The organism is Butyrivibrio sp. AE3006 (assembly GCF_000424165.1).
Taxonomy (GTDB): domain Bacteria; phylum Bacillota; class Clostridia; order Lachnospirales; family Lachnospiraceae; genus Butyrivibrio.
In genome coordinates this window covers 36,758-57,231 of the sequence record NZ_AUJJ01000020.1, presented here as the reverse complement: position 1 = coordinate 57,231, position 20,474 = coordinate 36,758, and the positions used below count along the sequence as shown (strand labels likewise).

General features: G+C 42.7%; 16 protein-coding genes. All 16 read right to left on the bottom strand.

Features of this window, described 5'->3' with window-relative positions; translation table 11 throughout:
• Positions 1-41 precede the first annotated feature (41 nt).
• The 16 genes from G603_RS20115 to G603_RS20100 all read right to left on the bottom strand — a co-directional run bounded on the left by G603_RS20115 (position 42) and on the right by G603_RS20100 (position 20,427).
• The gene (locus tag G603_RS20115) at positions 42-2,051 is read right to left on the bottom strand and encodes a response regulator (RefSeq protein ID WP_051207763.1); all 2,010 of its coding nucleotides are present in this window, start codon (positions 2,049-2,051) and stop codon (positions 42-44) included.
• Entirely contained in the window at positions 2,044-4,212 is a 2,169-nt protein-coding gene (locus G603_RS0111155; protein WP_026670273.1) for an ATP-binding protein, read from the bottom strand. Before G603_RS0111155 ends, G603_RS20115 begins: the two co-directional genes overlap by 8 nt.
• Before the next feature lie 35 nt (positions 4,213-4,247).
• Positions 4,248-4,871, bottom strand: coding sequence for a YdcF family protein (locus G603_RS0111150; RefSeq protein WP_026524557.1), 624 nt, complete (start codon positions 4,869-4,871; stop codon positions 4,248-4,250).
• Complete coding sequence (locus G603_RS0111145) at positions 4,868-5,389, bottom strand: flavin reductase (protein ID WP_051207762.1); 522 nt, start codon at positions 5,387-5,389, stop codon at positions 4,868-4,870. The genes G603_RS0111150 and G603_RS0111145 overlap by 4 nt, the downstream gene beginning before the upstream one ends.
• Before the next feature lie 35 nt (positions 5,390-5,424).
• Complete coding sequence (gene greA, locus G603_RS0111140) at positions 5,425-5,928, bottom strand: transcription elongation factor GreA (RefSeq protein ID WP_026495503.1); 504 nt, start codon at positions 5,926-5,928, stop codon at positions 5,425-5,427.
• Positions 5,929-6,076: 148 nt separating this feature from the next.
• Positions 6,077-7,012, bottom strand: a complete 936-nt coding sequence (gene fba, locus G603_RS0111135; protein ID WP_026524554.1) for a class II fructose-1,6-bisphosphate aldolase — start codon at positions 7,010-7,012, stop codon at positions 6,077-6,079.
• 135 nt (positions 7,013-7,147) lie between these two features.
• On the bottom strand, positions 7,148-8,617 hold the full coding sequence (locus G603_RS0111130; protein WP_026670272.1) for an MBOAT family O-acyltransferase: 1,470 nt from the start codon (positions 8,615-8,617) through the stop codon (positions 7,148-7,150).
• A gap of 24 nt (positions 8,618-8,641) precedes the next feature.
• On the bottom strand, positions 8,642-10,123 hold the full coding sequence (locus G603_RS0111125; protein ID WP_026670271.1) for a hypothetical protein: 1,482 nt from the start codon (positions 10,121-10,123) through the stop codon (positions 8,642-8,644).
• Positions 10,124-10,134: 11 nt separating this feature from the next.
• Positions 10,135-12,243, bottom strand: a complete 2,109-nt coding sequence (locus G603_RS20110; RefSeq protein WP_081669904.1) for a glycoside hydrolase family 13 protein — start codon at positions 12,241-12,243, stop codon at positions 10,135-10,137.
• Positions 12,244-12,464: 221 nt separating this feature from the next.
• The gene (ftsH, locus tag G603_RS20105) at positions 12,465-14,336 is read right to left on the bottom strand and encodes an ATP-dependent zinc metalloprotease FtsH (protein ID WP_155832665.1); all 1,872 of its coding nucleotides are present in this window, start codon (positions 14,334-14,336) and stop codon (positions 12,465-12,467) included.
• A gap of 24 nt (positions 14,337-14,360) precedes the next feature.
• Positions 14,361-14,885 carry a hypoxanthine phosphoribosyltransferase gene (gene hpt / locus G603_RS0111110; RefSeq protein ID WP_026495499.1) on the bottom strand — a complete coding sequence of 175 codons (525 nt, stop codon included), beginning with the start codon at positions 14,883-14,885 and terminating at the stop codon, positions 14,361-14,363.
• A gap of 14 nt (positions 14,886-14,899) precedes the next feature.
• Positions 14,900-16,342, bottom strand: coding sequence for a tRNA lysidine(34) synthetase TilS (tilS, locus tag G603_RS0111105; RefSeq protein ID WP_026670270.1), 1,443 nt, complete (start codon positions 16,340-16,342; stop codon positions 14,900-14,902).
• Positions 16,343-16,400: 58 nt separating this feature from the next.
• Positions 16,401-16,718, bottom strand: coding sequence for an FtsB family cell division protein (locus G603_RS0111100; protein WP_026524550.1), 318 nt, complete (start codon positions 16,716-16,718; stop codon positions 16,401-16,403).
• Between the two features lie 74 nt (positions 16,719-16,792).
• Positions 16,793-17,032 carry an RNA-binding S4 domain-containing protein gene (locus G603_RS0111095; RefSeq protein ID WP_026524549.1) on the bottom strand — a complete coding sequence of 80 codons (240 nt, stop codon included), beginning with the start codon at positions 17,030-17,032 and terminating at the stop codon, positions 16,793-16,795.
• A gap of 2 nt (positions 17,033-17,034) precedes the next feature.
• A complete protein-coding gene (locus G603_RS0111090; RefSeq protein ID WP_026670269.1) occupies positions 17,035-18,996 on the bottom strand; it encodes a PEGA domain-containing protein in 1,962 nt (653 codons plus the stop codon).
• A 75-nt stretch (positions 18,997-19,071) separates the two neighbouring features.
• Entirely contained in the window at positions 19,072-20,427 is a 1,356-nt protein-coding gene (locus G603_RS20100; protein ID WP_035792949.1) for a CCA tRNA nucleotidyltransferase, read from the bottom strand.
• Positions 20,428-20,474: the final 47 nt, after the last annotated feature.

Genomic DNA, 20,474 nt, shown 5'->3' with positions numbered 1-20,474 from the left:
TCATATGATAATAACTACATTATATTAACATGTAAAAATCCTTATGTCGACCGCATCTTTTCTAGAATTTCCAGGATGGTATTCTTCAAAACCTCAATGTCTATGGGCTTTGAAACATGTGCATTCATGCCCGCATCCAGTGATTTCTGTACATCTTCGGCATAAGTATTCGCAGTCATGGCTATAATCGGGATTGTAGAGGCATCATCCCTGTCAAGTTCCCTTATTTTACCTGCTGCCTCATAGCCATTCATGACAGGCATCTGTACGTCCATCAAAATCACGTCGTAGAAGTTCTTTTCAGACTTTTCAAAGACCTGAACCGCCTTTGATCCGTCAGGAACTCTTACTATGGATGCACCCTCCATCTCCATAAGCTCCACAAGAATGTCTGCGTTTATCTCGTTGTCCTCTGCTGCAAGTATCTCTATGCCCTCCAAGGGCTTACTCTTTTTCTTCTCATTATTTGAGCCCGGTCTGCTGGTAATATCCTCTATGAGCTGCTGGAAGGTGGACATGAAGAAGGGCTTGGTAATGAAATCATAGATTCCCGATTCTCTTGCTTCCTGGGCCACATCCTCCCAGTCCTCTGTCAAAAGTAAAAGAACGGGCTGCGGACGCAGGTCCTTCTCTCTTATCCTCTTAGCAAGTTCAAAGCAGCTGATGCTCCTAATCTGCATTCCAAGAAGTATCACATCAAAGCCGCTTTCATCCTGATCGCTTACTTCTATCAGGTGCAGCGCCTTATAGCCGCTTGTGGAGAAAAATACCTCTACTGTGGTGTCTTCAAGGGCGGTATTTATTTTTTCACATTCCTGAATATCATCATCTATTACAAGAATTCGTCTGATTCCGTGGTTCTCCCAGAAATCGCCCTGATCCTGGTTCACGCTTGGAAGTCTTAGGGTTATTACAAAGGTTGATCCTGCGCCTTCCTCTGATTCAACGGAAATGGTTCCGCCCATCATCTGAACAAGGCTCTTTGTTATGGCCATTCCAAGACCTGTTCCCTGTATGCCGCTGACTTCCTTTTTCTCTTCTCTTGTAAAGGCATCAAAAATATTCTTTTGGAAATCCTTACTCATTCCGATGCCATTATCTTTTACTTCAAACTTCACATCCCAATAGTCGCCGGTGGTGACCTTTTCCTCACTGATAGAGAAATCAATCTTGCCGCCAACAGGTGTGTATTTAACGGCATTTCCAAGGATATTTACAAGAACTTCATTTATCTTTTGCTTATCTCCGATGAAAAGATCCTGCCTCATGCCTCCTGCATGAACCTGATAGTCCTGCTCCTTGCCCTTTGCCTGAAAAGCTATTACAGAATTTACCTCTTCAAGAAGGAGTCCAAGGGCAAATTCCTGCTGACTTATCTTTGTGGCGCCGCTCTCGATTTTACTCATATCAAGGACATCGTTAAGGAGTCTTAAAAGGTTCTGACAGGCAAGTCCTATCTTATGTGTATAATCCCTTACTCTCTGAGGATTGTCAGAGTTTTTGGCAATAAGAAGATTAAAATTGGTGATGGCGTTCATGGGCGTCCTGAAATCATGGGACATGTTGGCAAGGAAGGTAGTCTTTGCCTCATTTGCGGCATTTGCCACATCGATCATGTTTTCCATCTGCTTATTGCGGATAACTTCTGCCGTTTTATCAACCCAAACCAGAAGGAATCTGTCTTTTCCGCCAATGATCTGCCTCTCAAGGGATGCCTCAAAGTAAATGTGCTCACCGGTAATCCTGTTTACCGCATCAATTACATCAAGGGTCATCACTTCGCCGACGCCAAGCTTAAGAAAAGCCTCTTTATTAGGGGTAAACTCAGTTCTGGCATCCTGGGCATTTTCAAAGAGGGGATAAATATCCTTAAGAAGCTCCTCCTTGGGAATACCTATTATCTCCTCGGTATTATCAGAGATTATATCCACCTCAAAGGTCTCGGCATCAAAAATAGCGGCGATACTTCTATTCTTTTGTGTTACATAGTCAAAAAACCAGTCCATGGAAAATTCCGGTTCTTTGCCTTTATTATTACCATTATCAGCCAACTGTATGCCCCCTCAGTTTAAGTGCTTTAACAGTGTTCTCAAAAAGCTTAATGTCTATAGGCTTCGGAATATGAGCATCCATGCCGGATGCGCTGGTTTTCTCTATATCGTCTCTAAATGCATTGGCGCTCATTGCAAGGATCGGAATTGTGGCAGCATCCTCCCTGCCCTCAATTATCAGATTTCTGATGGCGCTAGCAGCTTCATAACCATCCATATTGGGCATCTGGATGTCCATAAGTATCATGTCGTAGTAACCTGGCTTTGAATTCTTAAAGGCCTCCAAAGCTTTTTCACCGTCTGACACAACATCACACTCAGCGCCCTTTAGCTTTATAAGCTCGCAGATTATCTCTGCATTAAGTTCATTATCCTCTGCCGCAAGGAACCTCATTCCGGTGAAAATATTCCCGAAATCTTCCGAGCTGTATATAACTTCGCCCTCTTCAACTATTCGGGATATCTGTTTCATTTCTTCTGCTTCTGTTTTTTCAGGCAGCTCAAAGGTAAGTCTTAATGTAAAGACTGTGCCTTCGTTTATTATGCTATCTGCTTCTATTGTTCCGCCCATGATATCAACAAGGTTCTTTACTACCGCTAGACCAAGTCCTGCACCAAGCTCCCTGCTGTCATTTTGTCTGTGCTCTCTTGTAAAGGGCTCGAAGATATGCTCTAAGAATTCCTTACTCATTCCGATACCGTTGTCGGAAACCTCAAAGCGAAGCTCTACCTGGTTATTGCCTATGCTCTTATCCTCATATACATCAAGACCGATCTCGCCATTATCTCCGGTATATGTACTGGAATTCCTGATAAGATTCTTTAATATGAGTAATAATTTCTCCTCATCTCCGATGAAATACTCTTCTCTTGTGTTACTTCTGTCTATTCTGAAAATCTGAGACTTGCTGCTAATCAGAGCCGCAGTATCATTCTTTACATTTTCAAGGACAGCTTCCAGAGAAAACTTAGTGTTTTGTACTTCATCGCCGCCCTCTTCCATCTTGCTAAGATCAAGAACGCTGTTGATCATATTTAACATGTTCTTGTGGGCAAGCTCTGCTTTTTGTCCGTATTCAATGACCTTCTCAGGGTCATTTGCATTTTCCTTCATAAGTTCAAGGTAACCGGCCATTGCGTGCATGGGAGTTCTGAAGTCATGGGACATATTGGCAAGGAACTTATTTTTAGTATCGTTTGTGGACTTGGCAAGGGCAAGAACATCCTGCATCTTGGTATATCTGAGAATTCCCACCACCTGCACAAGAACAAAAGCAAATGCCAAAAGAAGGAATATGTTGTTTAGAATCCTCATTCTATTGATGGTAGAATCTGCTTTGCTGACAGGAGTAAGGCAAATTAGCATAGAATCTACAGCATCACAGGGCAGGTATGTAAGATAAAAAATTTCACCTGAGATCTTAACCTCTACTACGCCGGTGTTTCTATCGTATATTTCCTTCCTTAGCTTTTCCGCTGATTTGCCTATTATCACTGCATTCTCTGTGACATAATCCAGAATATTCGGGTGCTCCATGTGGGAAGGAACTGATGTCATTATGAGATTTCCCTGCCAGTCCGTCAGATAGTTCTCAGAATCAGACAGATCTCCTGAAATAATCGTAAGTCTTTCCTTCATCTGCTCAGGATTATATCCCATACCTATGGCACAGTAATTAAACCCGTTGTACTCTCCGGGCTCTGTTGCCAGAATGAAAAGATCCTGTCTCTTTCCTCTTTCGGGGGTATACTTTACAGCCTGAAGAAGTCCTCTGCATGTCAGCTTTTCAATAACATCCTCGCTTAGCTTCGCATCTCCGCTGTCTCCTAAATCATTAATGTAATTTCCCGCTTCATCAAAAAGATAGACCTCTTCGACTTCCCATATTAATTTTTCAGAGGAAACATAATCATGAAAGCTGTCTATACCTGTCTCGTTCTTGTTCTGCAAGTGGTACATCCAGCTGCTTAGAATTTTCTGATATCTGGCAAATCTGTGCGTAATAACTGAATCCAGCTGATCATAATAAGTGGTCAGCTGAACCATTCTGTCATTATAGATGAATCTTCTTTGTATTCCATCTACAACGAACGCCAGCAGAATAAAAAGAATGATAAAAAGGGTAACGACTATCCATCGTCTTTTAGGTTGTATGCGCATATAAATATCCCTCATATAAATAGCGCCATATTAAATCACTTCAGCTCATACATCCTGCTGCCTTTAAAGTACTCGCCGCACTTACTGAGCTCTCCAAGTACCAGATTGTACCCCTTCTCTGTATCCATCCAGGTGTCTATGCTTATGTTCCTTGTAACAACAGGACAAACCGTTATCTTTATGTCCCTGAGTTCCGATTGAAAGGTCATAAGCGCTCTTCTGGCATGAAAAGCCTGGCAACAAAGAATAATGTGCTTTATGTTCTTATCCTTTAAGTCCTCTTCAATGCATTTTTTTGCGTTCTTGGCGTTTTCAAAGGTGCTCATGGATTCTTTCTCCAAAATAATGCTGTCCTTCGGAACGCCGTTTTCCATCATAAGCTTCTGAATAAACTCTGCTTCTGTCTCCTGACCCAGAGCATTCTCTCCGCTCCCTGTGAAAACCTCGAACTCCTCAAAGAGGTCTTTATATTTAAAATAATATTTTCCTGTTGAAAGAATGAGAGGTGCAAAGCCTCTGTTATATAAATCTGCTCCGTGATATGCAAGCTCTTTTATGGGAGCTCCCGGAATTAGTATTAAATCCGCCTTCTGCGGCTCTTCATTTAAAAAAATAAATTTTCCTATATCTTCAAAAGATGCTTTGTTGACAATGCTCATCTGATCATAACTCGCTTGATTTCTGCAATATAAGTATAGTGATAATCTTCATTTCTGTAATGGTCCGCAAGAACGCGGCCATTCATGAAGCAGTCCTCAACCATCTTCTGCCTGTACAAAACTCTGCAGATAATGACACTTCCTGCTTCATCAATAAAAGGAATGTCCTCGAAATAATTTACATGTAAGCCTGAGCCAGCAATCTTATCCTCAGTGCGTCCTGTAGCAGAACCAAGGTAATCCCTTACTCCTGCAAATTCGCCCCGATCCAAAAATGACAGGGAAAGCCTTTTGCTGCTGTCAATCAGCTCCCTTGTATAGCTGCTCTCTCTGACATACAAAACAGCACAGGTCCTGCCCCAAATATAGGTGACACCGCCCCATGATATGGTCATCGTGTTAACCGTATCGTCCTTTTGCGCAGTCAAAAGAGCCCAGTTATCATCATTGAATTTAAAAGGGCCTTCCATAATATCATCTAGTTCTACCGGTTGAAATACGTGTAAATCTTCATCCATAGTTCATTCCTCCGAACCGTTATTTGAATTACCGATTAGAAATCTCTTATCTTGTCATCCTCGGTAAGTTCTGTATTTTCAATCTTAAGAATGGTAAGGTCATAGCTGTAATCCTTGTTGACCTCGATATTTATCTTATCTCCGACCTTATGTCCCATGAGCTGTTTGCCAAGGGGGGATTCAACACTGATAAGTCCGTTTAATGCATCACCGCGGACGGTTGTAACGATCTTGTAGACTTCTTCCGTGCCATCCTCTTCTATTCTGACTGTTACTGTCTTATTAAGGCCTATCTCATCCTCAGCACTCTCATCATCTATGATCTCTGCTGTCTTTATCATTCTCTCGAGGAATCTGATTCTTGATTCATTCTGGTTCTTGGCCTTTTTAGCTGCATAGTACTCGAAATTCTCGCTTAAGTCTCCCTGAGCCCTTGCTTCCTTAACGTCTTCAAGAAGCTCTTTTCTGACAACGACCTTTCTATGCTCTATTTCAGCCTCCATGTCCTCAATGTCTTTTCTAGTAAGCTGATTATTCATTAAAACAAACCTTCCTTCTACGCATATATAATAATTTTACACGAGATACCGTAAAAAATAAAATAAAGAAATCGTAAACTATTGGTAACAAACGAAAAAACTGCCACGGATTTCTCCGTGGCAGCCTGAATATCGTTTTATGTACTTATCAAGCCTTGCCGTCAGAACCAAGAACGTTGATGATCTTGTCGTGAACGATTTCCTTAACATAAGCACGGCCATCGCCAAGATACTGACGAGGATCGAAGTGCTCAGGATGCTCAGCGAAGTGCTGACGGATACCTGCTGTCATACCAAGACGAAGATCGGAGTCGATGTTGATCTTGCAGACTGCACTCTTAGCTGCTGCACGAAGCTGCTCATCCGGAATACCGATAGCATCCTTCATAGCGCCGCCGTTAGCATTGATGATTCCAACGTACTTCTGAGGAACTGCTGAAGAACCGTGAAGAACGATCGGGAATCCGGGAAGTCTCTTAACAACTTCCTCAAGAATATCAAGACGAAGCTTAGGATCCTGGCCGGGCTTAAACTTGAAAGCACCGTGGCTTGTTCCGATAGCGATAGCCAGTGAATCAACGCCTGTACGCTTCATGAAATCCTCAACCTGATCAGGATTTGTGTACTGTGCTGCATCATCAGCAACGTTTACATCATCCTCAACACCTGAAAGAGTACCAAGCTCAGCCTCTACTGTGCAGCCCTTCTCGTGTGCATATTCAGCAACCTTCTTAGAGAGCTCAATGTTCTCTTCGTAAGGAAGAGAAGAAGCATCGATCATAACAGATGTGAATCCGTTGTCGATACACTCCTTACAGATATCAAAGTTTGCACCATGATCAAGGTGAAGAGCGATCGGAATAGATGTAGACTCTGCAGCAGCCTTAACCATGTTTACAAGGTAAGGGAACTTTGCATACTTGATAGCTCCTGCTGAGCACTGAAGGATAACGGGGCTCTTAAGCTCGTCACAAGCCTCTGTGATAGCCTGGATAAACTCCATGTTGTTGATATTAAATGCACCAACAGCATATCCACCATCGTATGCTTTTTTAAACATATCAGTCGTTGTAACTAATGGCATAATTTGTACCACCTTTCGTATAATTTGTTAACAAAATAACTAGAAATATTATAGCTCAATTAATAAAAATATTACAATCTTTTTTGATATTTCAGCCACATTTCATGAATTTGACTAATAAATTACAGGCCATTTTTAAAAGCTTGAATAAATAAATGACGCTGCATCATATCCGGGCCCCCAAATTCCGCATGTAACAATGAAAACCACAGCGCAGATATAGACAAGCCATCTTAAGGGCAGGCTCTGCTTTGTCAAAACATCGCGAACCACAATGTTCTTTGCATTGCAGATATCAACTACTATGAGAAGTATAAGTCCCATAAACAAGAGTCGTACATCGGGCTCTGACAGGCCAAGGTTAAAGAGGGTGCCATCCACAAGAACCCAGGGAGTAGGACTAAAGGATTTCTTTATTACCAGCATTGCTTTTGCAAAGCTGTCAGCTCTAAAGAACACCCATCCAAGGTTTACAAGAAGGAAAGTCACAACAATCTTAAAGAGTCTGTGGGAAAAGCCTTCTCTGTCTACGTGAAGAATCTCCACCACCTTATCTCTTACGGGCTTAAGAAGGATTCCGATTACCTGATAAAAGCCATGAAGAAGTCCCCATACAACAAAGGTCCATGCCGCGCCGTGCCACAGTCCGCTGACTGCAAATACTATCATTATGTTAATGAGCTTCCTGGTAAAGCCCTTTCTGTTTCCGCCAAGAGGAATATAGATATAGTCCTTAAGCCATGTAGAAAGGGATATGTGCCATTTTCTCCAAAACTCTGCGATACTGCCTGTAAGGTAAGGATGCTCAAAGTTGTTAATAAGCTTAATTCCCATAATCCTTGCAGATCCTACCGCGATATTGGAATAACCCGCAAAGTCGCAGTAGATCTCAAAGGTATAGAACACCGTTGCAAGAAAAACTGTGGTGCCGCCAAAGGACTTGGGTGAAGCATAAACAGTATTAACAAGGACTGAGAGTCTGTCAGCAAGGATCATCTTCTGGAAATATCCCCACATCATGAGAAGAAGTCCATCTCTCATGGCATCATAGGAAAAGGATGCAGGCGCTTTATACTGGGGAAGCATATTTCCTGCTCTCTCAATAGGTCCCGATGTAATCTGCGGGAAGAATGATATGAAAAGAGCAAGCATAAAGTAGTTTTTCTCTGCTTCTATCCTGCCCATGTAAACGTCCGCAAGATATCCGATAGCCTGGAAGAGATAGAAGGATATTCCAACAGGAAGAAGAATATCAAACACAAGCTCTGACTCAGGAAGTTTTAGAAGTTCCTGAATACTCTTTACGGTATCAAGCAAAAAGCCTGTGTACTTAAAATATCCAAGAATGCCCACAAGTAAAACGATGGAACAGACAAGTACCGTTTTGGCTTTCTTTTCCCCTTTGTACTTCTCTATAAGTCTTCCCGACAAATAGGTAATTAGCGTAACAGCTACAAGAAGAATAAGAAGCTTATCGCTTGCCATGAAATAGAAGGTAAAGCTTGCTGCCAAAAGCCAGATGTATCTTATTTTCTTTGGAAGTATGAAGTTTACTGCTATTACAGCAAACAGAAAACATAAAAACTTAAGTGAAACGAACTGCATTGTAATCCTCCGGATTGTAAAGTATTATTCCTGTGCATACTCATATTCCAGGTAGTTAAGAGTGTAGTACTGGTGCGATGATATGTCGCCATCATCAAAAAATAGTAGCTGCATATCTACATATGGATGAACATCTGAATAAAGGACATTATTCTCTGTATCATCCCCTATAATCAATACTCTGTAGAGATCGCTTGCAGGCTCATACTGCATGTGCCCCTGGGAAGTATCAAAATCAGCCATTTCGCCGATGCCGCAAACCTCGCTGACATTTCCATGATCATAGATCATAAAGTATGGCTGTTTTCCTTCAGCAGCCATATCCAGCTGCTCCGTCGCACCAATTCCTTTTAAAAGCTTAAGCAGGGCTGTATCCGCATATATCTTGGAACCGCCCTTAATACTTATTGCAAAGGTCTTATCCTGTGTAGTCAGATTGAGATAAACAAGCTGAGAATAAAGGTCCTCATTTCCCTCGCTGTTATTCAGGATACCCGCCTCAAATTCCTCAGAAAACTTCTGCCAGTTCTCGTAACCGCCTTCATTTCTGTGATCCGGAAGGTCTTTGTTTTCGCTTAACCATTTGCCAAGATAATCCGTAACCTTGGTGGCACCCATGATATTCATGTGTCCCGCATCCATGAAGTCCACATCATAGTCCACAATACCGGGAATCTCCAGCATATTTATGTTTGCAACGCCGTATTCTGCAGCGATATTTGCTGCTGTATGGGCTGCTGCCTGGTTTTCATACATTGCAAGGAAAGGAACCGTAACCACAACCACATCTATGCCTCTGCTTTGGCAGTCTTCTATGATTCTCCTAAGATAAATTGTACCAACTGTCTCATTCTCCAGTGTACCGGCGCCAAAATCAGTATAGGCAAGTCCTGATGAAAGCACCTCATAGTTGAGATCAGCTCCCATAAGATGATTAATCTCAGCTGTTCCCGTTACTCTCTTAAAGTCATCAGCTTCAAGTTCTTTCCATCTGTCGTGATAGACCATGAAATCAAAGAGGAAGGGGTACTTTTTTTCCTGATGCTCAAACATGTCATCCATGGCTGCCAGCTTAGTCCTGCTAAGAGGAAATCTGTCTATATTAAGATGAAGTTCCTCGCTGTTCACATTGGCATTTGGATCATCAATGTACCTGATATCATTCTCAAGCATATAGGCATCTACGATCACAAGCTTTGGCGTATTGTAGGCAAGGGCCAGTCGGTACTGCCAGTAGCTTGATAAAAGCACGCTTCCGTATCCGCCAAGATTATATGCCGTAATTCCGGTATCCTCATACAGCTGTATGGGATTTATTCCGTTTATCACATGGGATGACCCCAATATGAAAACATCAATATTGTTTTTCTCTGCCTCCTGCATATACATCTCATTTTTGATATAGCTTGATTTTCTCTGGACAATCAGGCTGCATCCAAAGAGGCATATACCAAGAAGGCACAGAAATATCGCTGTTTTTATAAACAGTCCAATTTTTTTCTTCATACACACAACCCTTACATGCGGAAGAAGTTGGTAGACCAGAAGGCCTCTTCATTAACCGCAGTTATTCTGTTATATTGCAGTACTACTGCTGAAAGAGGGCCATAAACCCTCACAAGCTTGCCGTTCTTAACATTATAATTAAGCGGATCGCTTCTAAATCCCCTGGAAGTACTTTCCATAACCTTAAGGAGCTTTGCTTCACTTGGGATTCCAAGGGGCTCCACATCTATCTCGCACACTGTCTCGTATTCGCTTCTGTTGATAACCACCATGGTGGCGCAGGTGCGGTTGAATCTGCCAAAGGCAAGAACATTATCCCCGGCATCAAGCTTTACAAGTGAACCGGTCCTTAGCTCAGTGCTGCTCCTTCGGATATTTATCATCTTTTTATGAAAATCTATGAGCTCTACGTCCTCAAGTCCCCAAGGGTATGTCCTTCTGTTATCGGGATCCGTAAAGCCGCATACACCGGCTTCATCCCCATAATAGATAGTAGGCGCTCCCGGCCATGTCATCTGGAGCATAACCGCCTGTCTCATAACTGCCTTATTTACTCCATTGTCGGCAGCCCTGCAGCCCATAGTGGAACTTCTTCCCACAACGCCGTTGGTTCTTGACAAAAATCTGGAATGATCGTGATTGGAAAGCTCATTCATGGCGGTAAAGTATGAATTCTCGGAAAAAGCCTCAATTCCTGCCTTTTGCATGTTCTGCCAAAAGGCTCCTACATTACCTATAAGCTCTTCATGGTACTCATCACTGTGCTTATCCATTCCCGTAAAGAAATAGGTCACAGGATCCATGAATCCGTCGTAATTCATTACCGTGTCCCATTCGCCGCCCATGAGCCATGGCATTGCATTGCCATAATGCTCAGCGAGTATAAGAGCGTTTGGATTAGCTTCTTTAACGGCCTCTCTGAATTTTTTCCAAAAGCTGTGGTTATATTCTTCAGAGTGTCCCACATCCGCTGCCACATCAAGTCTCCAGCCATCAGCATAATATGGCGCAGAAACCCACTTTTTAGCTATTTGCAGGATATAATCCTCCAGGTTCTTGCTGCCTTCATAATTTAACTTTGGAAGAGTATTATATCCCCACCAGCCCTCATAGTCCGAGTTATTTGGCCAGTTGTCACTGTTGAATCTAAAGTAATCCCTGTAGGGACTTGCTTTTGAGGTATAGGCACCTTCTTCATACCCCTCGCGGCCTTCATAGATGCCTTCTTTATCCATCCACTTATTAAATGAACCGCAGTGGTTAAATACGCCATCCAGAATAACCCTTATTCCAAGCTTATGAGCTTCCTCCACAAGCTTTGCAAAAAGCGCATCAGAGGCTTCCAAATTCCTTAAATTTGTCACACGGTTGATGTAACGGGTGGCGTTTTTATTATCATTACTGTCAGTTAAAAGCTCGCCTATATCAAAAACAATCTTCCCATAGTGGGGATCGATATGATCATAATCCTGGGTGTCATATTTATGATTGGAAGGCGATACAAATATCGGGTTTAAGTAGATTACTTCTACTCCAAGCCCCTTTAGATAGCCGAGTTTATCAATAATGCCCTGAAGATCTCCGCCATGGAAGGTTCTTATATCCGCGCCATTGGGGTCAGGATCCTTTCGCCAGTTATCTTCATGCACACTTTTTCCGTTTACATAAAAATATTCATTTGTAAGAACATCATTTGAGGGATCACCATTCCTGAATCTGTCCACAAAAATCTGGTACATCACTGCACCCTTGGCCCATTCAGGAGTTGAAAAATCAGGTATCAGTCTGAATCTGTTGGCATAAGGCACGTCGTAGGTCGCACCCGTTCTGTCATAATAAACTCTCTCATCACCTGATTCTATTCTGAAATAATAATAGATTAAGCCCCCGGACTTCGGAATCCTTACAGATGTCTGATAGTAATCAAACTGATCCTCAGTCTCATGTTTTCTCATTACGATCTCTCTGGTCTCTTCACTACTTTCCCAGATGATAAAGATCTTATCTGCTTCTTTTTTGCCACAACGAAAGTACAGATAGACCTTGCTCCCGGATTTCGGTTCCGTCGGTCGTAAATAATCAAGCGTCATGTCGTGAAACAGTCTGCCTTGTCTAATCATCTACTTTCCCCTATCCTTTAAATCTGTATAACGTAAAAACGGACAGCTAGGGATGCTGTCCGTTTTAGAGAAGGTATTTCTTTCTTATGGGTATAGCAAAAAACTTTAAATGTATTGGGGGTTACGTGATTATAATAGCACCATCCCTCAAAGGGGTAAATGCTCCAATTTCACAAAATTACTAAATGCCTCAATTCATTTTTGTCTATTTTGCACAAACCTTATATCTGGTCAGCAAGTGCTGCCACATCCTCACTAAAAGAGACAGCCGCGTGAGCTTCAAATAATGCCTCGAATTCCTCACGCCCTATTTTTTCTTTTTCCATAAGTAGCTTCGCACTGCTATGAAGAACATCTTCGTAGGAACTGATGATATCCTTTGCCTTAGCATAGCAAAGATCAATAATAATCTTGACCTGTTTGTCGATCTCGCCGGCCATGAGCTCTGAGTTACGCTTATTATGCTGGATATCATATCCGATAAATACGTCCTCTTCCTGCTCATTGTAGTTGATGATACCGATGGCTTTTGACATACCGTATACGGTAACCATCTTCCTGGCTTCGCTTGTAGCCTTCTGGATGTCGCTGGATGCGCCTGTTGTGATATCGCCGAAAATGATCTCTTCTGCGATTCGTCCGCCAAGGGAAACCATGATCTCCTGGAGCATCTTGCCCTTGGTATGGAACATCTCATCCTTTTCAGGAAGCGGCATTGTATAACCTGCAGCACCCATTCCTGTAGGAATTACGGATACTGTATATACAGGTCCCACATCAGGAAGAACATGGAAAAGAATCGCATGTCCTGCTTCGTGGTAAGCTGTAATCTTCTTCTCTTTATCTGAAATAATATGGCTGTGCTTCTCTGTTCCGATTCCAACCTGTACGAAAGCCTTCTGGATATCGGGCTGCTTGATATAGCTGCGATTATCCATGGCTGCATTGATTGCAGATTCGTTCAGGAGGTTCTCAAGATCGGCACCTGTAAAGCCTGCTGTTGTCTGAGCGATGCTCTTAAGATCAACATCATCGCCAAGAGGCTTATTTCTCGCATGAACCTTGAGGATCTCTTCTCTTCCTCTTACATCAGGTCTTGCAACTGTGATCTTTCTGTCGAAACGTCCTGGACGGAGGATTGCGGGATCAAGGATATCTACACGGTTTGTAGCCGCCATTACTATGATACCCTCGTTTACTCCAAAACCATCCATCTCAACAAGGAGCTGGTTAAGTGTCTGCTCACGCTCGTCGTGGCCACCACCCATACCTGTTCCTCTGCGGCGTGCAACCGCATCTATCTCATCAATGAAAATAATGCAGGGTGAATTCTTTTTTGCGTCTGCAAAAAGGTCTCTTACTCTGGAAGCACCGACACCGACGAACATCTCAACGAAGTCGGAACCTGAAATGCTAAAGAAGGGAACTCCCGCTTCTCCTGCTACAGCTCTTGCAAGAAGAGTCTTACCTGTTCCGGGGGCACCTTCTAAAAGTACACCCTTTGGAATTCTCGCACCGACTCTTGTAAACTTGGCAGCATCCTTAAGGAACTCAATGATCTCTGCCAGCTGTTCTTTTTCCTCAACAAGACCTGCTACATCAGTAAGCTTTATCTTATTGTCTTCGCCTGTGGATAATCTGGCTCTGCTTTTTCCAAAGTTCATCATCCGGTTATTGCCCGATGACTGACCCTGGGAATTGTTCATCATAACGATTATGAAGGTAATAACAAACAATCCAACTAGTATAGGTATTATGCTGCTTATGAGAATATTCTCACCGGGAACATCCCGTACAACCGGATCAATACCGTGGCTTATGAGAATCTCTTCAATTACAGAAACATCCGGAGCATAAAGGATTTTCTCTGAATGATCCGTAAGAATGATCTCAATTACACCTGTTGGTGTCTCTTCATTTGGTATGATGACAGCACTGTAGACCTTGCTGTTTTCAAGATCCTTTACCAACTGTCCCCTTGTGTAGGCTGTGTCTGATGACTGAATCCTGCCCCTTCCGTACTCCAAAAAAGCAAGTGCCAATAACAAAACAACTATCAGCCCAAAGTAAAAGTTAAAGCCTCTGTTCTTCAACGTCGTTACTCCCCTTCGGATTTATTAGTCAAATTCAACGACTCCGATGTATGGCAGGTTGCGGTATCTCTGGTCGTAATCAAGACCATAACCTACTACGAATTCATCAGGAATCTCAAAGCCTGTGTAATCTACCTTGACATCCATTACACGTCTCTCGGGCTTATCAAGAAGTGTGCAAAGCTTGATACTTGCAGGGCCTCTGTCGCCAAGCATCTTGATAAGATAGCTGAGGGTTCTGCCTGAGTCTACGATATCCTCGACAATAAGAACGTCCTTATCCTTAAGTGGTTCATCAAGGTCCTTAACGATCTTAACTACGCCGCTTGATTTTGTGGATGAGCCATAGCTTGATGCAGACATGAAGTCCATGGTTACCGGAACTGTGATTCTCTTTGCAAGCTCACACATGAAAAATGTGCCGCCCTTAAGAACACATACAAGGTGTACTGTTTTGCCTGCGTAATCCTTGCTGATCTGGTCTCCTATCTCCTGAATTCTCTTGTCAACTTCCTCTTCTGAAAGAAGTACTCTTACTGATTCTGCCATAAATTCCTCCTAAATCAATCAGATATCAATTTCACTTCCAAAATTCTTGCTGTATCGCTATCCACTTTGAATTTACTGCTTATTCTGTATCCGGGGATCCAGATTACATCCTTATCTTCGAAAAGAATAAACAGCTCATCTCTGCTTTTAGCAGGTATCTTCTCGTCTATCATAAATTTCTTCAGTGTTTTAGTGCCATCACCGATTTCGATAACATCTCCTGTCTCTCTACGTCGGAATTGCATACTATTACTTATTTTATCATAATCAAACCATTTCGTATATTCCAGCGAAGGGATTTTCATATCACTTTTATATAAAAAGAGCGTAAAATTAACTCTCCCAAGTCCGGGAATATCAAAAGTAAGGTTTTCTCCTGCTTCCAGAAAATCTTTGCCTATTAAAAAGCTTTCTGTTTTGGTATCTTCAGGCTCATTTGAAGGGATGTCGCCAAGGGTCAGTATCAGGACGCCGTACTCTCTTGTGGCGTTTATGCCATAGGGAAGGCTTAAGCTCTCACTGCCTTCAGTTCTTTGCAGCATTTCATCAAGCTCAAAAATGTGAACGCCCTGAATATCCTTGATGTGCGGAACAATGAATTTTATGGCCTTCATAAGAATTCTGCTTCTTATGACCTTGTGCTCCATGGCGCATCTTTCGCAGTTTATGCTTATTCCGCCCTGGCTCATGGCTGCAATATCAAAAAATACCGCATCCGCCTGCTCGTCAATATAATCATCGACCTCTGAGATATATTCTGCTGCCTTTGCAGCGTGCCTGATGGCTCCGTTATTAATCTGCTCCTTTGCAACAGGCAGGATATTATGACGGATTCTGTTCCTTGTATAATCGTCCGTCTCATTGGTCTTATCGGTGCACCATTTTAAGCCTTTTTCTGTGAGATACTCCTCAATCTCGTTTCTTTCAAGAACAAGAAGAGGTCTAATCAGTTCAAAATCACCTCTAAAGCTAAGTACCTTAATACCGGACAGACCCTTAATTCCGCTTCCCCTGAAAAGATTGTGGAGCATTGTCTCAGCCTGATCATTGGCATTATGGGCAGTTGCTATGACTACCTTTTTGCCGAATTTCTCAGAGAGCATCTCTGCTGCCGCTTCAAAGGCTTTGTATCTCTCATTCCTTGCAAGCTCTTCCTCCGAGGCATCCGAAGCCTTTGAAAGCGCCGGAATATCTATATCTTTTCTGAAAAAAGAAACCTTGTTATCCTCGCATAGCTTTTCCACAAAGGCAGCATCTTCTCCCGCTTCCTGCCTTATCATGTGGTTAATGTGAATAACCGCAAGCTTAAAGCCAAGGTCCTTTGACAGTTCTAAAAGCATATTAAAAAGGCATACGGAATCAGCCCCGCCGGATACCCCGGCAAGAACGATCTCGTCGCCTTTTATAAGCCCTTCATCAGTTATGAATTTTTTTACCTTAAGTAATGTTTTGTCCATTTTTATTCTATTAAGTCAGAAAGGCTTCGGAATAACTTCCGAAGCCCCATTATTATCATTATTTTCCTGCGTTCTCATCCTTAAAAATGATCTCGCCGGGATATACAAGTCCTAACTTTTCTTTTGCAACCTCTTCAATATACTTCCTCGTGGTGGTATATTTTTCAAACTCAGCTATCTCTTCGCTTCGAGCTTCTTCGCTCTCTATCTGGGTCTGGAGGCTTGCAATTCTGGACTCGTACTGACTAAGCTTCTGGTATAGCGTAATACTTCTGATAAGTACAACTACAGTCAAAAGTATAACTGCTATTCCGGCAAGCCCAAGTCCTAACCTGTTATGTATACTGTTTCCTTTATATCTTGCTCTTGTTGCCATAAAATACTCCCCTGACTTTATTTTATCGCATAGCATGGCACTTTGCAATTAAACGAAGTCATTTGAACGCTTTTTTAGATATATTTATAAAGCGTTGTTACATCCTCCTTGTGAATTGTCTCTCTCACGTCGAGGACTTCTACCTTAACATCCTTATTACCAAAGCTTATGCTGATGATATCTCCTGCTTTTACGTCTGCAGATGCCTTGGCAACTCTGTCGTTTATCATTACTCTTCCCGCATCACAGGCTTCATTTGCTACTGTTCTGCGCTTGATGAGTCTTGTAACCTTTAAATATTTATCTAATCTCATTGTCAGTCATTTCCTTCTTCTGTTTTTGTGGTGGTAGCAGGTTCCGGAGACAGTCCGCCCTCCGGTGTCTCTTCAGTGGGCTGTTTATCATCATCTTTAACTCCACCTTCCCCGGGATCCTCAGTTCCTGTAGGGTCCTGATCTGTTGGAGTCTGTGATGGATCCTGCTCTTCCGGAGGATTCTCAGATCCCTCTCCTCCGGGATTGGTGCCATCCTCAGGTGTAACATCGGTTTTGCCCGAGCCTGAATCGCCGCTATCACTGGTATCGCCTTCACCTGAGCTGTCATCTGTAGATGAGCTTCCGCTATCATCCTTCTTAACAGGCACAAGATCCGGGAATGAATATGTTACATTGGTCTTTTCTTTGTCTATCTGAATGGTATAGCTCTTGGTCTCATAGCCATCCTTCTGAAGTGTTACCATGTGCTGGCCTGCTGTTTTTGCAAAGGTCACAGGCATAATTCCAAGATAATTACCGTCAAGGTATGCCTCTGCCCCAACAGGCACATCAAACATTACCTTGTATCCGCTTACGATATTTTTATCCTCTTCATCAGTTGATGTATCTCCACTTCCGGAGTCATCCTTTGATGAGCTTGTGGATGAGCTGTCACTTGTAGTTGAAGCAGCTGATGAGTCAGAGCTTGTGGAACTTGAAGATGAATCATCATCTTCTTCAACGGAAATTACTGTGGAAGCTGCCTCTGAGTCCACTGAAGCTGAAGCAGATGATGAGCTTGAAGAAGTGGTCGAAGACTTCTTGGAAGAGCTGTTCTTGGAAGAAGACTTCGATGAAGCACTGCTTGTACTCTTATCGTTGCTATTATAGCTGCTGTAATCAGACGCGGAATAACTTCCTGCGTCCTCGCTTAAATCAGATGAGCTGTCAGAGCTGTCATCCTCGGTACTGCTTTCCTCAGAAGTGCTCTTACTGTCGTCCTTTTCAGATTCCGCTTTTTCAAGGTCGATAAAAATTGTGGCATCAGGCTCACCAACCTTAAGGTAGTGATCTTGAGACTTATATTCATCAGCCATTACGTGGACCTTGTGTTTTCCATAGGTGAAGCTGTGAGGAACTTCTGTAACCACCTCATCTCCGTCCACAAAGACTCTTGCCTGCTTGGGAGTAACTACGAAGGTCACGTTGCCTTCCTGAATTTTCTCTATTTCAACGACGCTGGTATCAATAACTGTCTCTTCATTTCTGTTAACGACAATCTCTGATGAAAACTTGGTGCCGTTGCCCGCTATGCTTACGTTATAGCTACCCTCAGGGGCACTTATAAGCATATTTGGTGTGATTTTCCTAATGACCTCTTTATCAAGCTCTATCCATGCGCCCACAAGGGTTCTGTTATTTACCTTATCTGAAGACAGGCTCACATAGCCATGTCCTCTTGTAACAACTATGCTGTAAAGCTCTTTGTCTATTCCGCTTACTCTTAAAGTGTCTGTTGCTAAGATATCCTCGGGATTAACCGCCTGTCCGTCAGATATGATGAGGGTCTTTCTGGTGATATGGAAAACCGTACCATTTATCTTGGCTGTCTCATCATCGCTTACAAGGCTAAAGTCTGTGACATTTTCCTCAAGCCATGCCTTTTTGGACACAGTCAGGGAATTAAGATGCTTTGATCCCTTAAGAAAGGTTATATCAACAACCTGTCCCACTTCCAAAAGAGCCGCAGAAATAGGCTCGCCGTGGATGTTGGTTATCTGCGAGGTGTTGTCGTATTTAAGGGTGTAATTTTTCCCAATGTCATGATTTCTGAATTGAATTGTCTTGGAAACAGTATTTATCTGCTTTATAGATGCCGTATCCGCAGAATCATATTTGCCAAGAAGTGAAATCCTTACCTGGCTATCCCCCGTCTGCGACTGCGCAAATACCGCGTAAGATTGCACAGAAAAAATCGATGCCGCTATTATTATAGATAATAACAAACGCACTATCCTTTTCATCTGTTTTCCCCCGCTTTTCAGAAAACAGGCGCCACATTATGCGCCCCTTTCCGCTGTGTTATCCGATAAGTGTCTTTAAGTATTTTCAGAAATACTTTTCAATATCTTATCAAGATTGTCTTTTTTCATAAGATACTCTGCGTTGTTATGAGAAGGCTCTTCCAAAACATCCGCAAGCATCGCTTTTAATATGAGGCCCATCTCTTTTCCGGGCTTAATGCCTGCATCCATAAGATCCTTACCGTTTACGGCAAGATCGGATATTGCAAGGCACTCATCATCTTTTAATATTTCTGCAAACAGCCTTCTGACTTCGTCTGTCCACTCGTTTTTCGCATCCCTTAAATAGTCGCTTTGAGCGGCAGTATCTGCATCTCTGACTTCTAAGAGAAGAGGGAATATATCTCTTCCCACCTTGCTTGCCATTTTTCTTACATTCTTTTTTTCGGCAGGATATCTGTAATCATGATACTTGATCAGTTTTTCAACCATGTTCATGGTATCCTTGTCGAACTTAAGGCGTCTTAAAATAGCTACCGCTGTGGCAGCGCCTTTCTCAGCATGACCATAGAAGTGATCAACGCCCTCTTCATCAGTGGTTCTGCAGGAGGGCTTTTCTATGTCGTGGAAAAGCATTGTAAGTCTTAAGTATCTGTCTGCTCGAACAGCTTCCACGGTTTTGATGATATGCTCACCCACAGTATAGGCGTGGTGGATATTGTCCTGCGGAGTGTCCATGCACCTGTCAAACTCTGGCATGATCACCGCTGTAATACCTGTTTCATAGAGATCTCTTATCCTGCCAGGGTTATCGGAGGTAATGAGCTTTACAAGCTCCACCTGAACTCTCTCTGCGCTTATCTTTGAAAGGGTGGGTGAAAGCTCTTTTATGGCTTCCCTTGTCTCATCTTCAATATCATAGCCAAGCTGCGCAGCAAATCTTACTGCTCTCATCATTCGAAGAGCATCCTCTGTAAAGCGTTCCCTGGGATTTCCAACGCAGCGGATTATTTTGTTTTCAATATCCGAAAGTCCGTCAAATTCATCTATAAGGCCGTCTTCATCACTGTATGCCATGGCATTTATGGTGAAATCACGCCTTTTAAGGTCCTCAATGAGACTTGCAGTGAAAATGACTTCCTTGGGATGTCTGCTATCTTCATACTCGCCATCTATTCTGTAGGTGGTGACTTCAAAGCCCTCTTTGCCGATCATGACGGTAACGGTACCATGCTCAATACCTGTATCGATGGTCCTGTCAAAAAGGTCCTTTACTTCCTGGGGCTTAGCGCTGGTAGTAATATCAAAGTCCCCGGGTACTCTCCCTAGAATGCTGTCTCTTACACAGCCTCCCACAACGTAGGCTTCAAAACCTGCGCTGTGGAGTCTGTCTAATATCTCTCTTGCCGCCGGCGGTATGCTGATTTTTATATTTTCCTTATTCAAATCTCTCTTAGCTTTTTCCAATCTAATGCCTC

Coding starts and splice junctions, on each gene's coding strand:
- G603_RS0111130 (WP_026670272.1), bottom strand. CDS start 8,617: ATGCAGTTCGTTTCACTTAAGTTTTTATGTTTTCTGTTTGCTGTAATA.
- G603_RS20110 (WP_081669904.1), bottom strand. CDS start 12,243: ATGATTAGACAAGGCAGACTGTTTCACGACATGACGCTTGATTATTTA.
- fba (WP_026524554.1), bottom strand. CDS start 7,012: ATGCCATTAGTTACAACGACTGATATGTTTAAAAAAGCATACGATGGT.
- hpt (WP_026495499.1), bottom strand. CDS start 14,885: ATGGCAGAATCAGTAAGAGTACTTCTTTCAGAAGAGGAAGTTGACAAG.
- greA (WP_026495503.1), bottom strand. CDS start 5,928: ATGAATAATCAGCTTACTAGAAAAGACATTGAGGACATGGAGGCTGAA.
- G603_RS0111095 (WP_026524549.1), bottom strand. CDS start 17,032: ATGAGATTAGATAAATATTTAAAGGTTACAAGACTCATCAAGCGCAGA.
- G603_RS0111155 (WP_026670273.1), bottom strand. CDS start 4,212: ATGCGCATACAACCTAAAAGACGATGGATAGTCGTTACCCTTTTTATC.
- G603_RS0111090 (WP_026670269.1), bottom strand. CDS start 18,996: ATGAAAAGGATAGTGCGTTTGTTATTATCTATAATAATAGCGGCATCG.
- G603_RS0111145 (WP_051207762.1), bottom strand. CDS start 5,389: ATGGATGAAGATTTACACGTATTTCAACCGGTAGAACTAGATGATATT.
- G603_RS0111100 (WP_026524550.1), bottom strand. CDS start 16,718: ATGGCAACAAGAGCAAGATATAAAGGAAACAGTATACATAACAGGTTA.
- G603_RS0111125 (WP_026670271.1), bottom strand. CDS start 10,123: ATGAAGAAAAAAATTGGACTGTTTATAAAAACAGCGATATTTCTGTGC.
- tilS (WP_026670270.1), bottom strand. CDS start 16,342: ATGGACAAAACATTACTTAAGGTAAAAAAATTCATAACTGATGAAGGG.
- G603_RS0111150 (WP_026524557.1), bottom strand. CDS start 4,871: ATGAGCATTGTCAACAAAGCATCTTTTGAAGATATAGGAAAATTTATT.